The sequence below is a fragment of the Paraburkholderia sp. RAU2J genome, assembly GCF_003634845.1.
Taxonomy (GTDB): domain Bacteria; phylum Pseudomonadota; class Gammaproteobacteria; order Burkholderiales; family Burkholderiaceae; genus Paraburkholderia; species Paraburkholderia fynbosensis.
Genome location: NZ_RBXG01000001.1, coordinates 3789518 through 3806740 on the forward strand (window position 1 = coordinate 3789518; position 17223 = coordinate 3806740).

General features: G+C 65.3%; 10 protein-coding genes and 1 pseudogene. 3 read left to right on the forward strand and 8 right to left on the reverse strand.

Annotated elements, in window-relative coordinates; all coding sequences use genetic code 11:
* Nucleotides 1-21: 21 nt before the first annotated feature.
* Complete coding sequence (bcsB, locus tag B0G69_RS17180; RefSeq protein WP_121318914.1) at nt 22-2442, reverse strand: cellulose biosynthesis cyclic di-GMP-binding regulatory protein BcsB; 2421 nt, start codon at nt 2440-2442, stop codon at nt 22-24.
* 354 nt (nt 2443-2796) lie between these two features.
* Between bcsB and B0G69_RS17185 the strand changes: the two genes are divergently transcribed.
* Nucleotides 2797-3213, forward strand: coding sequence for a diacylglycerol kinase (locus tag B0G69_RS17185; RefSeq protein ID WP_121318916.1), 417 nt, complete (start codon nt 2797-2799; stop codon nt 3211-3213).
* Nucleotides 3214-3294: 81 nt separating this feature from the next.
* Here the strand turns inward: B0G69_RS17185 and B0G69_RS17190 are convergent, their stop codons facing one another.
* Entirely contained in the window at nt 3295-3834 is a 540-nt protein-coding gene (locus tag B0G69_RS17190; protein ID WP_121319507.1) for a DUF523 domain-containing protein, read from the reverse strand.
* A 297-nt stretch (nt 3835-4131) separates the two neighbouring features.
* Between B0G69_RS17190 and B0G69_RS17195 the strand changes: the two genes are divergently transcribed.
* On the forward strand, nt 4132-4293 hold the full coding sequence (locus tag B0G69_RS17195; protein ID WP_007182451.1) for a DUF1328 domain-containing protein: 162 nt from the start codon (nt 4132-4134) through the stop codon (nt 4291-4293).
* A 203-nt stretch (nt 4294-4496) separates the two neighbouring features.
* Here the strand turns inward: B0G69_RS17195 and B0G69_RS17200 are convergent.
* The 3 genes and pseudogenes from B0G69_RS17200 to B0G69_RS17210 all read right to left on the reverse strand — a co-directional run.
* Nucleotides 4497-4769: pseudogene (locus B0G69_RS17200) on the reverse strand (GNAT family N-acetyltransferase); the annotation flags it as partial.
* A 90-nt stretch (nt 4770-4859) separates the two neighbouring features.
* Entirely contained in the window at nt 4860-5411 is a 552-nt protein-coding gene (rfbC, locus tag B0G69_RS17205; RefSeq protein ID WP_121318918.1) for a dTDP-4-dehydrorhamnose 3,5-epimerase, read from the reverse strand.
* Nucleotides 5412-5518: 107 nt separating this feature from the next.
* A complete protein-coding gene (locus tag B0G69_RS17210) occupies nt 5519-6514 on the reverse strand; it encodes a helix-turn-helix domain-containing protein (RefSeq protein ID WP_121318920.1) in 996 nt (331 codons plus the stop codon).
* 753 nt (nt 6515-7267) lie between these two features.
* Between B0G69_RS17210 and B0G69_RS17215 the strand changes: the two genes are divergently transcribed.
* The gene (locus tag B0G69_RS17215; RefSeq protein WP_121318922.1) at nt 7268-7642 is read left to right on the forward strand and encodes a hypothetical protein; all 375 of its coding nucleotides are present in this window, start codon (nt 7268-7270) and stop codon (nt 7640-7642) included.
* A 338-nt stretch (nt 7643-7980) separates the two neighbouring features.
* Here the strand turns inward: B0G69_RS17215 and uvrA are convergent, their stop codons facing one another.
* From uvrA to B0G69_RS17235, 3 genes are all read right to left on the reverse strand, one after another.
* A complete protein-coding gene (gene uvrA / locus B0G69_RS17225; RefSeq protein ID WP_121318926.1) occupies nt 7981-13869 on the reverse strand; it encodes an excinuclease ABC subunit UvrA in 5889 nt (1962 codons plus the stop codon).
* 332 nt (nt 13870-14201) lie between these two features.
* Nucleotides 14202-15704, reverse strand: a complete 1503-nt coding sequence (locus B0G69_RS17230; RefSeq protein WP_121319509.1) for an amino acid racemase — start codon at nt 15702-15704, stop codon at nt 14202-14204.
* 162 nt (nt 15705-15866) lie between these two features.
* The gene (locus B0G69_RS17235) at nt 15867-17180 is read right to left on the reverse strand and encodes an MFS transporter (protein WP_121318927.1); all 1314 of its coding nucleotides are present in this window, start codon (nt 17178-17180) and stop codon (nt 15867-15869) included.
* Nucleotides 17181-17223: the final 43 nt, after the last annotated feature.

Here is a 17223-nt window from a genome sequence, read left to right on the forward strand (position 1 = left end):
GCCCATCACCCGCGTCATCGATCAGACTCCCCGGCGGCGCGCGGCCAGTTCCTGCAACGCGGTGAACGCGCCGATCGCCAGCAGCAGCCCGGCCAGCGCGCCGAGCACGCCGAGCAGGACAGGGTGCTGGATCGCACGGCTCCACAACTGCGCATACCACGGCACATAGCCGACCAGATACGCGTCGCCGACGCGCATGCTGTCCACTTCGCCGCCACGCAGCAACGCGACGTCGCCCTGCACCTGCGCGACGCGGCCGGGCTTCTCGAGCATGTCGAGCAACTGCGATAACTGCTGCTGATCGGTGGCCATCAGCGCGACCACGCTGCGTCCCTTGCTGCCCGGCAGTTCGAAACCCATCAGCGCGGCAAGCGCGCCGTCTCGATCGATACGCGCGCTGCCGTCGGGCAGATGCGCGCCGTTGCGCCACTGCTCCTTCACCGAAAACGACGCGCGCATAATCGGACCGTCGGAAGCGCCCTCGTTCGATGCCGCGCCGATGCTCAGCGGCAGCGCGTCGCGCCAACGCGCCAGCAGCGGCGCCGAGCCGCTGCCGCCGATCACGAGCAGATCCTTGCCGGTCAGGAGCGCCAGCTCGCGAGGCCGCGCGATCTGCACGCGTAGCGCCGGATAGCCGGTCCACTGCCCCATGTGGCCGAGCATCGTCAGCATGCTTTCGATTTCCTGCGGCGCCGGGTGCTCGGGAATCACCACGACTGTCTGCGAGAGATCGGCGTAGCGGGTGAACGGAAAGCCGCTATTCGCGAAGTACGCGAGGTTCGGCATCTGCGCATAGTGGACAAAGCCGGAGAAGTCGATCGTCGAATCGGGGTCGACCGCGGCCTGCACCGGATTCGAGGCCACCGACTGGCACAGCCCGGTCTTCTGCGAATCCAGATTGAAGCGCAACTGCAACTGGTTGGAGCTGCCGACGCGGAAGGCGGGAATGTCGAGCGCGCTGCTCGACCGGTTGCCGCCGTTCGACAGCACCGGCAGTTGCAGACGGCCTTGCGCGTCGTCGGCGCTGGCCGGCGCGAGCCGGTACGATTTGACGAGCTGGTCGTTGATTTGCACCGCGAGCGCCGAGTTGTTCTGCACCGTCGGCGCGGTATAGCGGTATTTCAGGTTCAGCGGTACGCCCGCGCCGTTCCACGAGAACAGATCGGCGGGCACGCGCAGATTCAGCCGGATTGCGTCCGGCGCGCTGCCCTGCACCTGCAACTGGTTCGGCGTGTCGATCAGTTCCTTGAACGCGACCGGGCGATCCACCGGCACCCAGCGCGGCGCATCGTACGGTTTGCGCGGCGCGCCGATGTCGATCTGGCCGATGCGCACGGCGGGCCCCGCCATTGCCGTCTTGCCGAGTACGAGCGCGGCGCTGGCCTGGTCGACTTCCAGCGCGGTGCGGCCCGTCACGATCAGCAGCTTCTTGCCCGGCGCGACGGGATTGTCGGCGACGAGCAGCATCGGCCCGTTGACCGTCGGCAGCTTCAGACCGGCGGGCAACTGCGCGCTGCGCGCGACCACCACCGCGTGCGCATCGGACGGCAACGCGGACAAGGACGGAAAGCGCGCCTGCCGGTAATCGGCCTGCGCGCCGAACCACGAGGCGAGCACGCCGGCGCTGCGCAGCGTCGCGTTGTCGGCGGAGGCCGGCAGCACGAACGGCAGCGTCAGCCGGCTCACGTCGCGCCGGTCGAAAAACGGCGCGGGCAAGAGCGCGAGATCGTTGGGCAAGCGGATCGGCGAGCTGTCGAGAATCAGCTCGCTAGTCGGACTGACGTCGGCCCACAGCGCCGAGTTGTCCGGGTCCTCGCAATGGTCGAGCGTGTAATGCGCGATCAGGCGCAGGTCGAGCTGGTTGTAGTCGGTAAGAAAGCGCGGATCGAGCGCGATTTCCTGCGTCACGATCTGTCCGGCGTGCTCCCGATCGAACGGCACGGTCGCGACCACTTCGTTGTTGATCGACACCTTCAGATGCGAGAGCGGAAAGACCAGCGCCGGCGAATACGTATATCGCAGGCGCAGCCGTGCCGCGGTGACCACCCGATCGAGCCGCACGCCGACATTGACGGTGCGTGCGTCGTCGAGTCCGCGCAGGTTCAGCGGCTGATAGGCGCCTAGTGCGGCGAATGACAGGTGGATGGTGGTGGACTTGGCTGCGCTCGCGGTGGCGTTGGCCGTGTCAGCGGCACTGGCGTTGGCGGATGCAGTCGCGGCGTTAGCCGCATGCGTTCCGTTCGCCGCGTTGGCAGCGGCGAGGCCCGCTATCGCGGCGTTCGACGCCGACGCCGACATCGACCCGAGCGCGACCGATGACGCCGGGCGTGCAGCCGATGCAATCGATCCAGCTGGCACGGACGGCGCAGCGGCCGATACCGCGGCATAGAGAGCGCCGAACGCAGCGGTCAGCGAAAGGCAAAACGATACGACAGGTTTCATGACAGATCAGCTTGTTGGACCTCGGCCGTCCGCCCTTGACTACATTGGGCGCTGTGCGATTTCGGTCTGCCGCACGAGCGCGCGGGAATGGAAACGGATTGCGACTCGACCGCGATGCGGTCCTTTGCCCTTGTATTACGGAAAATCTGGCGAAACCTTGAATGAACAAGCGAGGCGACGGGCGTGGTCACACATGGGAGCGGTCCGGCATGGCATGCAGGAAGCTCGGTTTTGTATTCCGTCGTCTGTCGGCTGCGGCATCCCCGCGCCGAAGGGCGGCGCAAAGATAGCACAAAGCTGTGACAATTTGTGACATTTAAGGCATGCTGCCGCCTTTCCAACGCAGTGCCGATCATGAGTAATCCGACCGAATCACCCGCGCCCCGTGCGCCCGTAAAACGTAGCGGTCCTCTGCGTGCGCTATTCGCGCTGCGGCACTCGTGCGATGGCATCGTCGCGGCCTTGCGTGAGGAGAGCGCGTTCCGTCAGGAGGCCGCGCTCGCGGCGATTCTGGTGCCGGCGGCGTTGCTGATGCCGGTGAGCGCGATCGAGCGCGTGCTGCTGATCGTGTCGGTGTTGCTGGTGCTGCTCGTGGAGTTGCTCAATTCGAGCATCGAGGCTGCGATCGACCGGATTTCGCTCGAACGCCACGAGTTATCGAAGCGCGCGAAAGATTGCGGCAGTGCGGCCGTGACGATCGCGCTGCTGATTTGCGCGGTGACGTGGGGTGTATTGTGCGGGCCGATTGTTTATCACTGGATGCGTGGATAGCGCGGCGCGGTTTTCACGCTAGCCGTTCCATTTCGTGCTTTGCGTGAGCGATTCGCCTGCTCGCAAACGTTAGCGGGTGAATCAACCGCGCCGCTTTGCTTGGTGTGATTCGGCTGCGGCGGATCGGTCGTTCGGGTCGTGCGCAATCAGCGCGGCCAGTTCGGCAATCTGCGATTGCGCGAAAACGCGAATGCCATGCTGTCGCAACAGCGTCGCGGTGACGCCTGCGGCGGCGTGCGTGGCACCGCTGAATTCGCCGTCGTAGATGAAGGTGCTGCCGCACGAGGGACTGCCGTCGGCCAGCAACGCGTAGCGGCAGTTTTCCGCTTGCGCGCAGCGCAACGCATGCTCGGCGCCGGCAATGAATAGCGCGGTAACGTTTGCGCCGGTGTCGTCGAGGATCGACGCTGCGTGCTTCAGCACGTCGGCGCCGCTGCGGTGCAACTGGATTTCCGCGGGCGGCCGCGGAGTCGGCAATCCCGCGGCCACTTCCGGGCACACGATCACCAGACGGCCTTCGTCGCGCCAGCGCGCGAACCAGGCATGGTGTGCGGTTTTGGCGGCGCCGTCATAGCGGACCGGGTGGCCGGCCAGACACGCGCTGACCAGAATCTTCAACATGACGATGAATGCGCCTTCGCGGGCGGGCGGCTTTGGGCAGAAGATTGTAATGTGAATGGCCCGCTGCGCCGCGATCAATCTCGACCAGGCGGCCACGCACTCCTCGCCTCACCGCCCTTTCATCGCGCGAAACCGCTCCGCTTCGATGATTCGCTGCGCCCCACGCGCGCGGGCGCGTCCGTGGGCACACCCATTGCTCCATTCCGCTCACCGGCAAATAACCCGTCGAAGCTTGTCATGCCCGCGACGGGTCGCCGTTCGTTACTTCAATCCAGCAATCCATCGATGGGAGGCCCCATGCTTCGATACGCTGCAATTTTCTTCATCATCGCCATCATCGCCGCTGTGTTCGGCTTTGGCGGCATCGCCGCCGGCGCAACGGAAATCGCCAAAGTCCTGTTCTTCATCTTCGTGGTGATCTTCCTCGTCACCTTGCTGATGGGCGTGATGCGACGCTGACAGCCGCTTCGGCAGACAGCCGGAAACAGACCCTGCCCCGATGCGAGCAGCCAGGCGTCGATGCAATACTTGCCACACGGTATTGCAATAGTTGCCGCCCGCGTCGGGCTTCATTCGTTCGACATGCGCCGTCCTCGCGCGCGGCGATGCTGAGCAAGCCGCTGGTCGCGACGCGCACGCTTGCCAACTGGTCGCATCGTCTGAGCGTAGAGCGTCATCGTGCCGACCATGCCTCCTTCGCAGACCGCCACGTGGCAATCGCCGCGCGTCGCGCGCAAGCGCGTGATCTCGACGCTCTGATCCACACACGTGCAGTTCAGCCCCGTTGCGCCGAACGGCGCGAAGGCCCGATGCAGCATGGCCGTCAACGCGACGAACGAATCGCGCGCCGCATCAAGGCGGCGCAATTCGACGTGGCCGATGCCATGACACACGTAGTCGATACGAACGGCTTGCCGGGTTACACGTCGCTTCACGTCGAGCACCTCGAACATTCACGATGCTCGAAGTGTGGAGTTCGCCTCGGCGCGTCTCAAGAAAAAATGTCGTAAAAACTCACAGGGGAGTCAGGCGATGTTTTCCGCTTCATAAAGTCGCCGGCCCGCCGCATCCTTCGCGCCGAGGATCGGCTCGAAGTCGATCGGCCACTCGATGCCGATGTCGGGATCGCACCACAGGAGGCAGCGCTCGAGTTCCGGAAACCAGTACTCGGTGGTCTTCCAAACGCACTCGGCGACGTCGGACAGCACCACGAAGCCATGCGCGAAGCCCGGTGGCACCCAGATTTGCCGTTGATTGGCCGCGCTCACGTATACACCGCTCCATTTGCCGAAGTGCGGCGAATTGAGCCGCACGTCCACGACGACGTCGAACACCTCGCCCTGCACGACGCGTATCAAGCGGCCCTGCGGACGTTGGACCTGATAGTGCAGCCCGCGCAGCACGCCGCGCACCGCGCGCAAATGCCGGTCCTGCACGAAATTGAAACCTTGCGCGACGTCATTGGCAAACTCGTCCGCGCTAAAGCTCTCGAAGCAGAAGCCGAGGTCGTCCCAAAACACCTCGGGCTCGATGAGCTTCACATCCGGCAATGCCGTCGCCGTTACCTTGTTGCCCATTGCCACTATGCTCGTAAGAAGGCTGGCCGGCGAGAATACGGCCGCCGCTGTGGCCGTGTTCAACAGTGATGAGGCGCACCCGTCGGCACGGGCGCCTTCCTGACATGCTACGCCTCGTTCGCCACCCTGCTTCGCGCGCGATATTCCGTGGGCGAAAGCGCCATGCGCTTGCGGAAGATCTTCGCGAGACGATCGCCATTGCCGGTGCCGCTGCGCCGCGCAATCTTGTCGACCGGCAATTCGGTTTCGGTGAGGAAGTTGCACGCAATGCGCAGCCGCACCTGCAGCAGATAGTCCGATGGTGTGACCTGCATTTCGTGCTTGAAGCGGCGCAGGAAATTGCGCTCGCTCATCGCCGCGACCTGCGCCGCATCGGCCACGGACACCGGACGATCGCAGTTCGCCTCCATCCAGCGCGCCGCGGCGCGGATTTTTTCAGCGACGCTCAGCGTGCCCCCTTCGGCGGGCAGCGGCACCCACGTCGCCGCCATCCCCGGCATCACGCGGTCGGCGACGCTGCGCGCGAGTTCGGCGCCCAGGTCGCGCTTGATGAACATCAGCGCGGCGCGCGCGCAGTCGTGACGGTCGTTCGAGGCGCTGAGCGCGGCTTCGCTCGACGCACCGCCGGGATAGCGGTTCATCTGCAGGCCGTCATGGTCGGTGGGACCGGCGGCCTCAAGCACGAGCCGGCCCTCGCCGATCGTTTCGATCGCCCGCGTACGCGCCTGCACCGCGCGCAGCCAGATGAGCAGCCGCTCGTCGCGTGCGGCCGCCAGCGCGCCGTAGCCGCCCGCGATGAACAGCACGTCGAATCCGCTGCCGAAGCGCGTGTCGATGCGATCGGTCCAGATGCGTGCCGACGAGGAGCTGGCGACGCTGCCGCCCTCCATCGACAGAAACTGCACTTCATAAGGCGGCTCTTCGCCGGCTCGCGAACCGGATAGTTCGTTGGCGCTCTGGAACATCTCGACCACCGTACCGGGCCCTAGCAGCCAGAAGCCGTCGAACAGCAATATGCCGATTCGCCGCGCTGCGGTACGGACGTTCAAAGTCGGCGTGTGAAGCCACGTAATTCTCGCGGTATCAAGATGCATTTGCGGCATGATCTTTCCCCAAACGGTCATACGGTGTGAACCCCGATGCCCCGTCAGACGGCCGGCACGAGCGAATGATTTATTAGGACTGGAATAGCCGGGAACGCCGCTTAACGGATTAAGCGTGATGTTAGCGGAATGAATCGCCCGAGTAAATTTGAAAATCAAATCTACATCAGAAAATAGAATGTATGAAGAAAACGATTATCCGCCGTTTCATATGACAACCCGGCGAGCCGCGGCCGGACAGCGTGCGCATCTCGCCCACCGGCACCCGCAGGCCGCCGGACCATATCCGGCCTCACTTTGCGACTGCTCTCCACCGCACTTTCCGATTCTGCGAAGAAGCGATTTGCGAACCTATCCGTCATCGCGCGAGTTCAAAGTGTTTCAAACGTGAAAATCGAAATCGCCCGGATAATGGCCACTCAATACCTGATTTATTCGCAAATCGGGAATTTATCGACTGGAACTCCAGCCTGATCACCGATATCCTTAATTCAACGTAATTAATATTCACAAGCATGTTTTTGCAGGTGTCCAGAAATGTTTCTATATTGAAACATTGGGTTCCTTGCGCATGGTCTGATACGTCCCTTCAATGCGCGGACCATTTATACGTCAGATGATTTAACGCGTTGCAGCAATCGGGCACATGTTTTTTTAAACAAAAGTTTCATCCGCGGATCGTGATCTTTAAGGACAGGCCCGCCGGCCCCGCCCGACAATTTGCGCAATGTGATTGTGGTAAGGAGCTGAACCATGTCGCGCCTGATGAGCATCGAGAGAGTCAACGAGTATGGACGCAACGCGGTCCGTATCGACATCGACGGCAGCGCGGCGCTGCTCGAAGCGGCCGATGTGGACGCGCTGATCGAGCACCTCGCCGTGTTGCGCGCCACGATGCGCCCGGAAGTGCCTGCGGCGCCGTTGCGCTCGCATCGGTATGTGATCGAGGTCGATCCTTGCTGGCACACGGAAAAACCTGCGCTGAACGACGGTGCGGTCATGTTCTTGAGACATTCCGGTCTAGGCTGGGCGGGCTTCGCGCTGCCAACGGAAAGTCTCGCCAAACTGCATCACGCGCTCACGCAGCATCTGGAAGCTTCGCTCGAAGTACACGGCATGATCAACTGAAACGCCGCAGGGCGATGACCGTTGCATGTCGCGCATGCATTGCGATTCTGCGATTCTGCGATTCAGGTCGAGCGCAACGCGTGATGCTAGCCGACGGCAATTCAAGCGCCAAAAGGACAGCGCACGTCTGAACCTGCGCGTGCTGAATCGCACCGTACGCAATTTTTCGCCGGCCGACATGGGCCCAAGTATCTCGATGAGTGCGGCTTGATCATGATGGGCCATGAGTCGCGCATGATCGCGCTTTGACCGCACAACGTGGCACGCTGATCAGCAAGCTTCGCGTGAACAAACACTGCGAAGTGTGGCGCAAACACGGTTTGCGCCACTTCCGCTCGTCACCCGTTCGTTCCCTCGCCCGCCACCACGGCCGCCGTACCCTGCTGCGTTCGCGCGAGCACAGTCCGCAACGCCGCCCCCGTGTGGCTGGCCGCGACACGCGCCAGGCCTTCGGGGTCCGTCGCCGCGACAATCGCCCCGCCGCCCACGCCGCCTTCCGGACCGAGATCGATGATCCAGTCCGCCTCGGCAATCACGTCGAGATCGTGCTCGATGACGACGACGCTATGGCCGCCATCCGCAAGACGATGCAGCACGCGAATCAGCTTCGCGACGTCCGCCATATGCAGCCCGACAGTCGGCTCGTCCAGCACGTACAGCGTGTGAGGCGGCTTCTGACCGCGCCGCGTGATGTCGTCGCGCACCTTGCTCAATTCGGTGACGAGCTTGATCCGCTGCGCTTCGCCGCCCGACAACGTAGGTGACGGCTGGCCGAGCGTGAGATAGCCGAGCCCGACGTCCTTCATCAATTGCAACGGATGCCCGATGTTCGTGATGGACGCGAAAAACTCGACAGCCTCGTCGATTTCCATGGTCAGCACGTCGCCGATATTCTTGCCGCGCCATGTGACCGCCAGCGTCTCGGGATTGAAGCGCTGCCCGTGGCACACATCGCAAGGCACTTTCACGTCCGGCAGGAAGCTCATGCCGATGGTGCGCACGCCCTGCCCCTCGCACGCCGGGCAGCGGCCGTCTCCGGTGTTGAACGAGAACCGCGAGGCCGTATAGCCCCGCGCACGCGCTTCGAGCGTGCCCGCGAACAGCTTGCGGATCGCATCCCACACGCCGATGTAAGTGGCGGGGCATGAACGCGGCGTCTTGCCGATCGGCGTCTGATCGACTTCGAGCACGCGGTCGATGCTCTCCCAGCCGGTGATCGACTCGCACCCTTGCCACGCATGCGTGACGTTCAGCGGCGCGCGCGGCGCCGTGCGCGCCAGCACGCTGGAACGCCGGTTCGCGGCCGGCTTCTCCTCGGCCGCGGCGCGCGCCCGCCGCGTGGCCGGCGACGACAGCACCGAGCGCCCGACCGCATCCAGCAGATTGGTCATGAGCACGTCGCGCGCGAGCGTGGACTTGCCGGAACCGCTGACGCCGGTCACCGCGACCAGCCGCGACAGCGGAATGCCCACCGTGACGTTGCGCAGGTTGTGCAGCTTGCCGCCATGCACGGTCAGCCAGTTTTCCGGCACCGTGGCCGCGCGCTTGCCCGGTGCGACCACTGCACGGCGCGGCTGCAACGGATGCACGATCGGATTCGCGAGAAACTGCCCGGTGAGCGAATCGGGCTGCGACGACAGATCGGCCACACTGCCCTGCGCGATCAACGTGCCGCCGCGCTTGCCCGCACCCGGCCCGATGTCGATGATGTGATCCGCGCGCCGGATCGTGTCCTCGTCATGCTCGACGACCACCAGCGTATTGCCCTTCTCGCCGAGCTTGCGCAACGCGTTAAGCAAAATCTGGTTGTCGCGCGGATGCAGCCCGATGGTGGGCTCGTCGAGCACGTAGCACACGCCTTGCAGATTGCTACCGAGCTGCGCGGCGAGCCGGATGCGCTGCGCTTCACCGCCCGACAGGCTCGGCGCCGCCCGATCGAGGCTCAGATAGCCGAGCCCGACCTCTTCCAGAAACTGCAGGCGGCTGCCGATTTCGCTGATCACGTCGCGCGCGATTTCCGCGTCGCGGCCGCTCATCTCGACGCTGTCGATCCACGCGCGCGTATCGGACACGGTCCACTGCGCGACGTCGACGATCGCCTGCGCGTCGAACGTGACCGCGCGCGCGGTCGGGTTCAGACGCGTGCCCGAACAATCCGGACAGGGTTCGTCGACGAGGCCTTCGGGTTCCTGCTCCTCGGACGGCAAGCTCTGCTCGCGGCCGCGATTGTCGTCGACGACGATCGTGTCGTCGTACGCGGCGCGTTGTTCGCGCGTGAGCGACAGGCCCGTGCCCACGCAGGTCGTGCACCAGCCATGCTTGCTGTTGTACGAGAACATGCGCGGATCGAGTTCGGGATAGCTGGTGCCGCACACCGGGCACGCGCGCTTCGTGGACAACACCTTCACCGTGCCGAGCGGCGCGGTGGGATGGCCGCCGTTGAGCGCGTCGTGCAGACCGTCGAGCGGCGCGAGCAGATGCATCACGCCCTTGCCGACTTCGAGCGTGCGCTCGAGCGCCTCGCGCAATTCGGCTTCATGGTCCGCCGACACGACGAGGTCGGCGACCGGCAATTCGATCGTATGTTCGCGGAAGCGATCGAGCTTCGGCCACGGGTCCACCGGCACGAACTCGCCATCGACGCGCAGATGCGTATTGCCGCGCGCCTTCGCCCATTTCGCGAGGTCCGTGTAGACGCCCTTGCGGTTCACGACGAGCGGCGCAAGGAAGCCGACATGCTGCCCCTTGTGATCGCGCAGCAACTGTGCCGCGATCGATTCGACGCTTTGCGACGTGACCGGCGTGCCGTCGTGAATGCAGTGCTGCAAACCGAGCTTCACATACAGCAGCCGCAGGAAGTGCCACACCTCCGAGGTGGTCGCCACGGTGCTCTTGCGGCCGCCGCGCGAGAGGCGCTGCTCGATCGCGACGGTCGGCGGAATGCCGTACACCGCGTCGACCTCGGGGCGCCCGGCGGGCTGCACGATGGAGCGCGCGTACGCGTTCAGCGATTCGAGATAACGGCGCTGCCCTTCGTGGAACAGAATGTCGAACGCGAGCGTGGACTTGCCCGAACCGGACACGCCGGTAATCACGTTGAACTTGCCGTGTGGAATGTCCACGTCGAGCGCTTTCAGGTTGTGCTCGCGCGCATTGACGATGCGTACCACGTCCTCGCCTTCGATCGCCCGGCGCGCGCGCGCCGCGCTCAGCGCCTTCTGCAGCGGCATGCCTTGCGACTCCGGCTCGGCCGCCGCGCTCATTGCGCGGTCGTACTGCAGCAGCGCCTCGCCGGTATGCGACTCCGCGCATTGCTTGACGTCTTCCGGCGTGCCCGCGCACAGCACCCGGCCGCCGCCGTCGCCGCCTTCGGGACCGAGGTCGATCAGCCAGTCGGCCGCGCGAATCACGTCGAGATTGTGTTCGATCACGATCAGCGAATGCCCGCTCGCGAGCAGTTTGCCGAACGCCTGCATCAGCTTGGCGATGTCGTCGAAATGCAGGCCGGTGGTCGGCTCGTCGAACATGAAGAGGCGCTTTGCGACCGGCTGCTTCGCGCTGCGGGCACCGCGCGCCTGCGCCGATTCCGCGAGGAAGCCCGCGAGCTTGAGGCGCTGCGCTTCGCCGCCGGACAGCGTGGGCACCGGCTGGCCGAGCTTTACGTATTCCAGACCGACGTCGACGATCGGCTGCAACACGCGCAATACTTCGGCATCCTTTGCGAAATAGGCGGTGGCTTCGCTGACAGTCAGCTCCAGCACGTCCGCAATGCTCAACGCACGCGCCGGCTCACTGCGCTCGATCTTCACTTCGAGCAGTTCCGCGCGATAACGGCGCCCGTCGCAATCCGGACAACGCAGATACACGTCGCTCAGGAACTGCATCTCGATGTGCTCGAACCCCGAGCCGCCGCAAGTCGGGCAGCGGCCGTCCCCCGAGTTGAAGCTGAACATGCCGGGGCCGTAGCCGCGCTGCTGCGCGAGCGGTGCCCTGGCGAACAGCTTGCGGATTTCGTCGAACGCGCCGACGTAGCTGGCCGGATTCGAACGCGCGGTCTTGCCGATCGGCGACTGGTCGACGAATACGACGTCGGTAACCTGATCGGCGCCGGTGAGGCTTTTGAACGCGCCCGGCGATTCCGTGGCGAGCCCGAAGTGCCGCGCCATCGCCGGATACAGCACGTCCTGCAGCAGCGTGGATTTGCCGGAGCCCGACACGCCCGTCACGCAGACGAGCCGCTGCAGCGGAATCTCGACCGTCACGTCACGCAGGTTGTGTTGCGTCGCGCCTTGGAGCACGATGCGCGGCGTGCTTGCATCGACGGCGCGCTGCGACCAGTGCGCCGCGTCGGCGACATGGCGGCGGCCGCCGAGGTACTCGCCGGTCAGCGTGCCGGACGAGCGGATCGCCTCGGGCGCGCCGTCGAAAATGATCGAGCCGCCGCGCTCGCCCGGCCCCGGCCCCATGTCGATCAGGCGATCCGCCGCGAGCATCACCGACGGGTCGTGTTCGACCACCACCAGCGTATTGCCCGCGTCGCGCAGCCGATGCATCGCCTCGACGATCCGGTTCAGGTCGCGCGGATGCAAGCCGATGCTCGGCTCGTCGAGCACGAACAGCGTCTTGGTGAGCGACGTGCCGAGCGCCGTGGTCAGGTTGATCCGCTGCACCTCGCCGCCCGACAGCGTGCGGCTTTGCCGGTCCAGCGTCAGATAGCCGAGGCCGACGTCGCACAAATATTTAAGGCGCGTGCGCACTTCGGCGAGCAGCAGTTTCAGCGCGTCGTCGAGCAATGCGCTCGGCAGGCTGATCTCGTCGAAGAAACGGCGGATGCGCTCGATCGGCATCAGCATCAGGTCGTGAACGGTCAGACCCGGCAGCCTTTCGAGCTGCGCGCGGGTCCACTGCACGCCGCGCGGCATGAAGCGCCGAGCGGCCGGCAGCACGTCGTCTGCATTCGCCTTGCTGCCCAGACGCCATAGCAGCGATTCCGTTTTCAGACGCGCGCCGCCGCAGGTTTCGCACGGCGTATAGCTGCGGTACTTCGACAGCAGCACGCGAATATGCATCTTGTACGCTTTGGACTCGAGGTACTCGAAAAAGCGTTTGACGCCGTACCAATGGCTCTGCCACTTGCCGTTCCAGTCCGGCGAACCGTTGATGACCCAGTCGCGCTCGGCCTCCGTCAGTTCGCCCCACGGCGTGCCGCGGCGGATGTCGGCCTTCGCCGCGTAACGCATCAGGTCGTCCTGGCACTCCTTCCACGCAGGCGTCTGCATCGGCTTGATCGCGCCCTCGCGCAGCGTCTTGCGCGCGTCGGGAATCACGAGGCCCAGATCGACGCCGATCACGCGGCCGAAACCGCGGCAGACTTCGCACGCGCCGTAGGCCGAGTTGAACGAGAACAGCGCGGGTTGCGGGTCGGCGTAGCGCAGATCGCTTTCCGGGCTGTGCAAACCGGTGGAGAAACGCCAGATTTGCGGTTCGGCGTCCTGACTCTGCGGCCCCTCCGACCCGGCGGGCAACACGTAGATATTGACGCGCCCGCCGCCGCGTTTGAGCGACGCCTCGATCGCCTCGACCACCCGCTGCTTGTCGACCGAGCGCAGCCGGAAACGGTCGGCCACCACGTCGAGCAGCTTGCGCTTGCCGGTGGGCGAATCGACTTCGCGCTGCGCCTGCACGCGCGTGTAGCCGCTCGCCGACAGCCACTGCTCGACTTCCTGCTCGGAGGCCGATTCCGGCAGTTCGACCGGGAACGTGACGACCAGCCGCGGCTCGTGCTGCGCGGTGCGCTCGAGCAGCTCGGCGTAGATCGTTTCGGGCGTGTCGTGACGCACCTGCTGCGCGGTCTGGCGGTCGAACAGTTCGGCCGCGCGCGCGTAGAGCAGCTTCAGATGGTCGTTGAGTTCCGTCATGGTGCCGACGGTGGAGCGCGAACTGCGCACCGGGTTGGTCTGGTCGATCGCGATGGCGGGCGGCACACCGTCCACCCGGTCGACTTGCGGCCGGTCCATGCGATCCAGAAACTGCCGGGCATATGCGCTGAAGGTTTCGACATAGCGCCGCTGGCCTTCCGCGTACAGCGTGTCGAACACGAGACTCGACTTGCCGGAGCCTGACGGCCCGGTGACGACCGTCATTTCGCCGGTTCGCACGTCGAGGTCGACGTTCTTGAGGTTGTGCTGGCGCGCGCCGCGAATCTTGATAGTGCCGTTAGATGACAATTTTTCCGACCGTCTGAATGTCTGAATGAGTGGGCCACCTCTCACGGACGCCTCGCGACCGCGCAAGTTCGGTGCAGCCGGGAACGGCGGCACGCACGCGCGACGAACGCCGCGCGTGCATTGAAGCCCTCAGGTTGCAGCGGGATACTATACTGTATATCTATACAGTTTTCCATGACACACGCCAAGATGCGCGGTCAAGCCGCGTCCTGACGTGAAGGGCGGCGAAGCACGCGCGCTGCTGGACCCGACAGCAAGCGTTGTGCCGATCTGGGAACGAGGATTCGAGCGCGCGAGGAGCGGCAACCAGGGTTGGGGCGTGCCTCGCCTCCCTACCCGTACGCGCTTTCTACGCGAACCGTCCCCGCCGCCGGTGCCGCGGCTTGCGTTCGCGCACCACCCTCGCCAAGCGCATACGCCACGCACCGTCTCGCCAGTACCTCGGTCGGATCGACGAGCCGCACGACCCGTCCGCCGGGACACGCCAGCACCGCGTCGCGCAGCAGCAGCGGCAACTCAGTGCAGGCCAGCACGATTACCTGCACGTCTTGCGCGACGAGGTCGTCGACCGCAGCCGCGAGGTCGTCGCTGCACTCGCCCGACGTGTAGCCCGCCTTGGCGCCGCGCGGTCCGTAGATGGCGTTCATCAGCCGCGCCTGCGCGGGCGCGGCCGGCGCAATCTGCGTGAAGCCGCGCGTCTCGAGCGCCTGTTCGTAGACACGGCTCGCCAGCGTGCCCGACGTCGCCAGCACGCCGACTTCGCGCAGGCCCGGAAAGGTCTCGCGCAGATAATCGGCGGTACAGGTCAGCATATTCACGATCGGCACACCCAGCGCCGGCTGGATCTGCTCGACGAACGCGTGCGCGGTATTGCACGGAATCGCGATCAGATCCGCGCCGCCTTCTTCGAGCGTCTTGCAGGCGGCATACAACGCGAGCGTCGGATCGTCGCCGCCGTCGAGCAGGGCCTCGGTGCGGTCCGGAATCTGCGGATTCTGTTCGACCATCACCTTGATGTGATCCTGGTCGCGCTCGGCCGGCGTGTTGCGCACCAGCTTGGCCATGAAGTCCACGGTCGCCGCGGGGCCGATACCGCCCACCACGCCCAGCTTGAAGCGCCGCGCCGCTCGCGCATAGCGGGCCGCCGCGACATGGCGCGCGTAGACCTGATTGGTGTCGACGAGCGGCACGCCGAGCGGCCCGAGCGCGCGCAGGACGAGGCCGATTTCCGCCAGCCCCGGCAGGATGATCTGGGCGCCCTGCGCGAGCAGATCGGCGCAAGCCGCGCGCAGCAATTCCACCGGCCGGCCATGCAGACGGCCGGTGCGGATGCCCTCGTCGCCATACACGGCGTTCGTCACGCAGTCGACACCCGCGCCGTGACGCGGATGCAGCACGTCGAACCGCGCGGCATCGAAATGGCGTTCAAAAAGGCCGTTTTCGCGGATCACCCCGCTGGTGAGCACGCCGATCCGTCGCGCCGACGGAAACGTCCGCCGCACGTGCGCGGTAAGCGCCGTCATGATGTTGGCGACCGGCACGGCGAGATTCGACGAGAGTTCGTCGATGAAGGTATGACTGAGAAAGCACGGCAGCACGATCGCATCGACGCCGCGCTTTTCCAGCTCGCGCATCGTGTCGAACATGTGGATCTTGAACTGGACGTTCGCTGTGTCCGGCGCGCTCGCGCCCTGCCAGCAGCGCGGCTCGAACACGAGATCGACGGCCCCCGCCGCGCCGGGCCGGCGTGCGGCGGTGCTGATTCTGCTCAGGATGTCGGCGCCGGCGAACTGGGCCGCGCCCGCCGCCACGCCCAGCGATCGAAAGCGATGCATGATGACTTCCCCCGTCATGGTCTATCCGCCTTGATGGCAGGCGGCTTTTGCGCTTGAGGATGACATTATGTCGGCCGCGCATGACGTGGGGTTAACCACGAAAATCCGATTTCTTTGCCTTGGTTCGCGGCCCGCCTGCCGGGCCGTGTGCCGGAAAACCGCCTAGGCCGCTTCGGCGACGCCATGCGCCGCGCCCCGCTTGCGGCGTTCGAGCGTGCCGATGCTGACCAGCGACACGCCCGCGAGACAGCTATAAAACACCGCCAGCGGCCACCACGCGCCCGGATAGTGATGCGCGAGCACGGTGCCGATCAAGGGCGTCAGGCCGCCGGCCAGCGCGGCGCACATCTGGTACGAGAGCGAAATGGCCGAATAGCGCACGCGCACCGGGAACGCGGTCGACATGAAGCCTGCCATCACCGCATACGAGCTCGACATGCACATCACCGCCAGCGCGATGCCGATCACGATCGCCACCGGCCGCCCGGTCGAGACCAGCGCGAACATCGGATACGGCGACAGCATTGCCAGCGCCGCCGCGCCCTTCAGGAAGCGTCCGGTGCCGATGCGTTGCGCGAACCAGCCCGAACCCAGCTGCGTGAACAACTGGATGAACGCGACCACGAACAGGGCATCGAGAATCAGCGAACGATCGAGCCCGAGCGTCTGCGTCGTGTAGTTGAGCATGAACGTGTTGACGAACCACGCGCCCGCCACACCGATCACGTTGGCACCCAGACACAGCAGCACGGTGCGCCACGCGTCGCGCAGTACTTCGGCGACGGGCAGTGCGGCGACGCGACGCTGCGCCTTGAGCGCGTCGAATTCCGGCGATTCGCCGACACCCGAGCGGATCAGCAGCCCGACCACCAGCAGCACCGCGCTGGCGAGAAACGGCAGGCGCCAGCCCCAGGCGAGAAACGCGTCCTTGTCCATCGACGCCACCGCGCGAAACGCCAGCAGCGACAGGATCAGACCGGCCGGACTGCCAAGTTGCGCGAACGACGCGAAGAACGTGCGCTTGCCTTGGGGGGCATGCTCGCTCGCCATCAGCACCGCGCCGCCCCACTCGCCGCCGATCGCGATGCCCTGCGCGACGCGCAGCAGCACCAGCAGCACCGGCGCCCAGGTGCCAGCGCTCGCGTAAGTGGGCAGGAAGCCGATGCCGACGGTGCCCACGCCCATGATCGCGAGCGTCGCGACCAGTGCCTTCTTGCGTCCGATGCGGTCGCCCAGATGGCCGAACACCAGCCCGCCGAACGGCCGCGCGAAGAAACCCACCGCGAAGGTGCCGAACGACGCGAGCGTCGCGAAGAACGGATCGCTGCCGGGAAAGAACAGCTTGCCGAATATCAGCGCGGACGCGGTGGCGTAGATGTAAAAGTCGTACCACTCGATGGTGGTGCCGACGAACGCGGCGGCCGCCGCGCGCCTGGGTTGCCGGGTTGCTGCGTGATCGTCTGGCTCGCGATGCATGTCTGTGTCTCCGAGATCGTTCTTGTGTGAGAAGCGCGGCTTC

Bases quoted from the DNA above. Each gene is read 5' to 3' on its own strand.
- bcsB (WP_121318914.1), bottom strand. From the start codon at position 2,442: ATGAAACCTGTCGTATCGTTTTGCCTTTCGCTGACCGCTGCGTTCGGC.
- B0G69_RS17185 (WP_121318916.1), top strand. From the start codon at position 2,797: ATGAGTAATCCGACCGAATCACCCGCGCCCCGTGCGCCCGTAAAACGT.
- B0G69_RS17190 (WP_121319507.1), bottom strand. From the start codon at position 3,834: ATGTTGAAGATTCTGGTCAGCGCGTGTCTGGCCGGCCACCCGGTCCGC.
- B0G69_RS17195 (WP_007182451.1), top strand. From the start codon at position 4,132: ATGCTTCGATACGCTGCAATTTTCTTCATCATCGCCATCATCGCCGCT.
- rfbC (WP_121318918.1), bottom strand. From the start codon at position 5,411: ATGGGCAACAAGGTAACGGCGACGGCATTGCCGGATGTGAAGCTCATC.
- B0G69_RS17210 (WP_121318920.1), bottom strand. From the start codon at position 6,514: ATGCCGCAAATGCATCTTGATACCGCGAGAATTACGTGGCTTCACACG.
- B0G69_RS17215 (WP_121318922.1), top strand. From the start codon at position 7,268: ATGTCGCGCCTGATGAGCATCGAGAGAGTCAACGAGTATGGACGCAAC.
- B0G69_RS17230 (WP_121319509.1), bottom strand. From the start codon at position 15,704: ATGCATCGCTTTCGATCGCTGGGCGTGGCGGCGGGCGCGGCCCAGTTC.
- B0G69_RS17235 (WP_121318927.1), bottom strand. From the start codon at position 17,180: ATGCATCGCGAGCCAGACGATCACGCAGCAACCCGGCAACCCAGGCGC.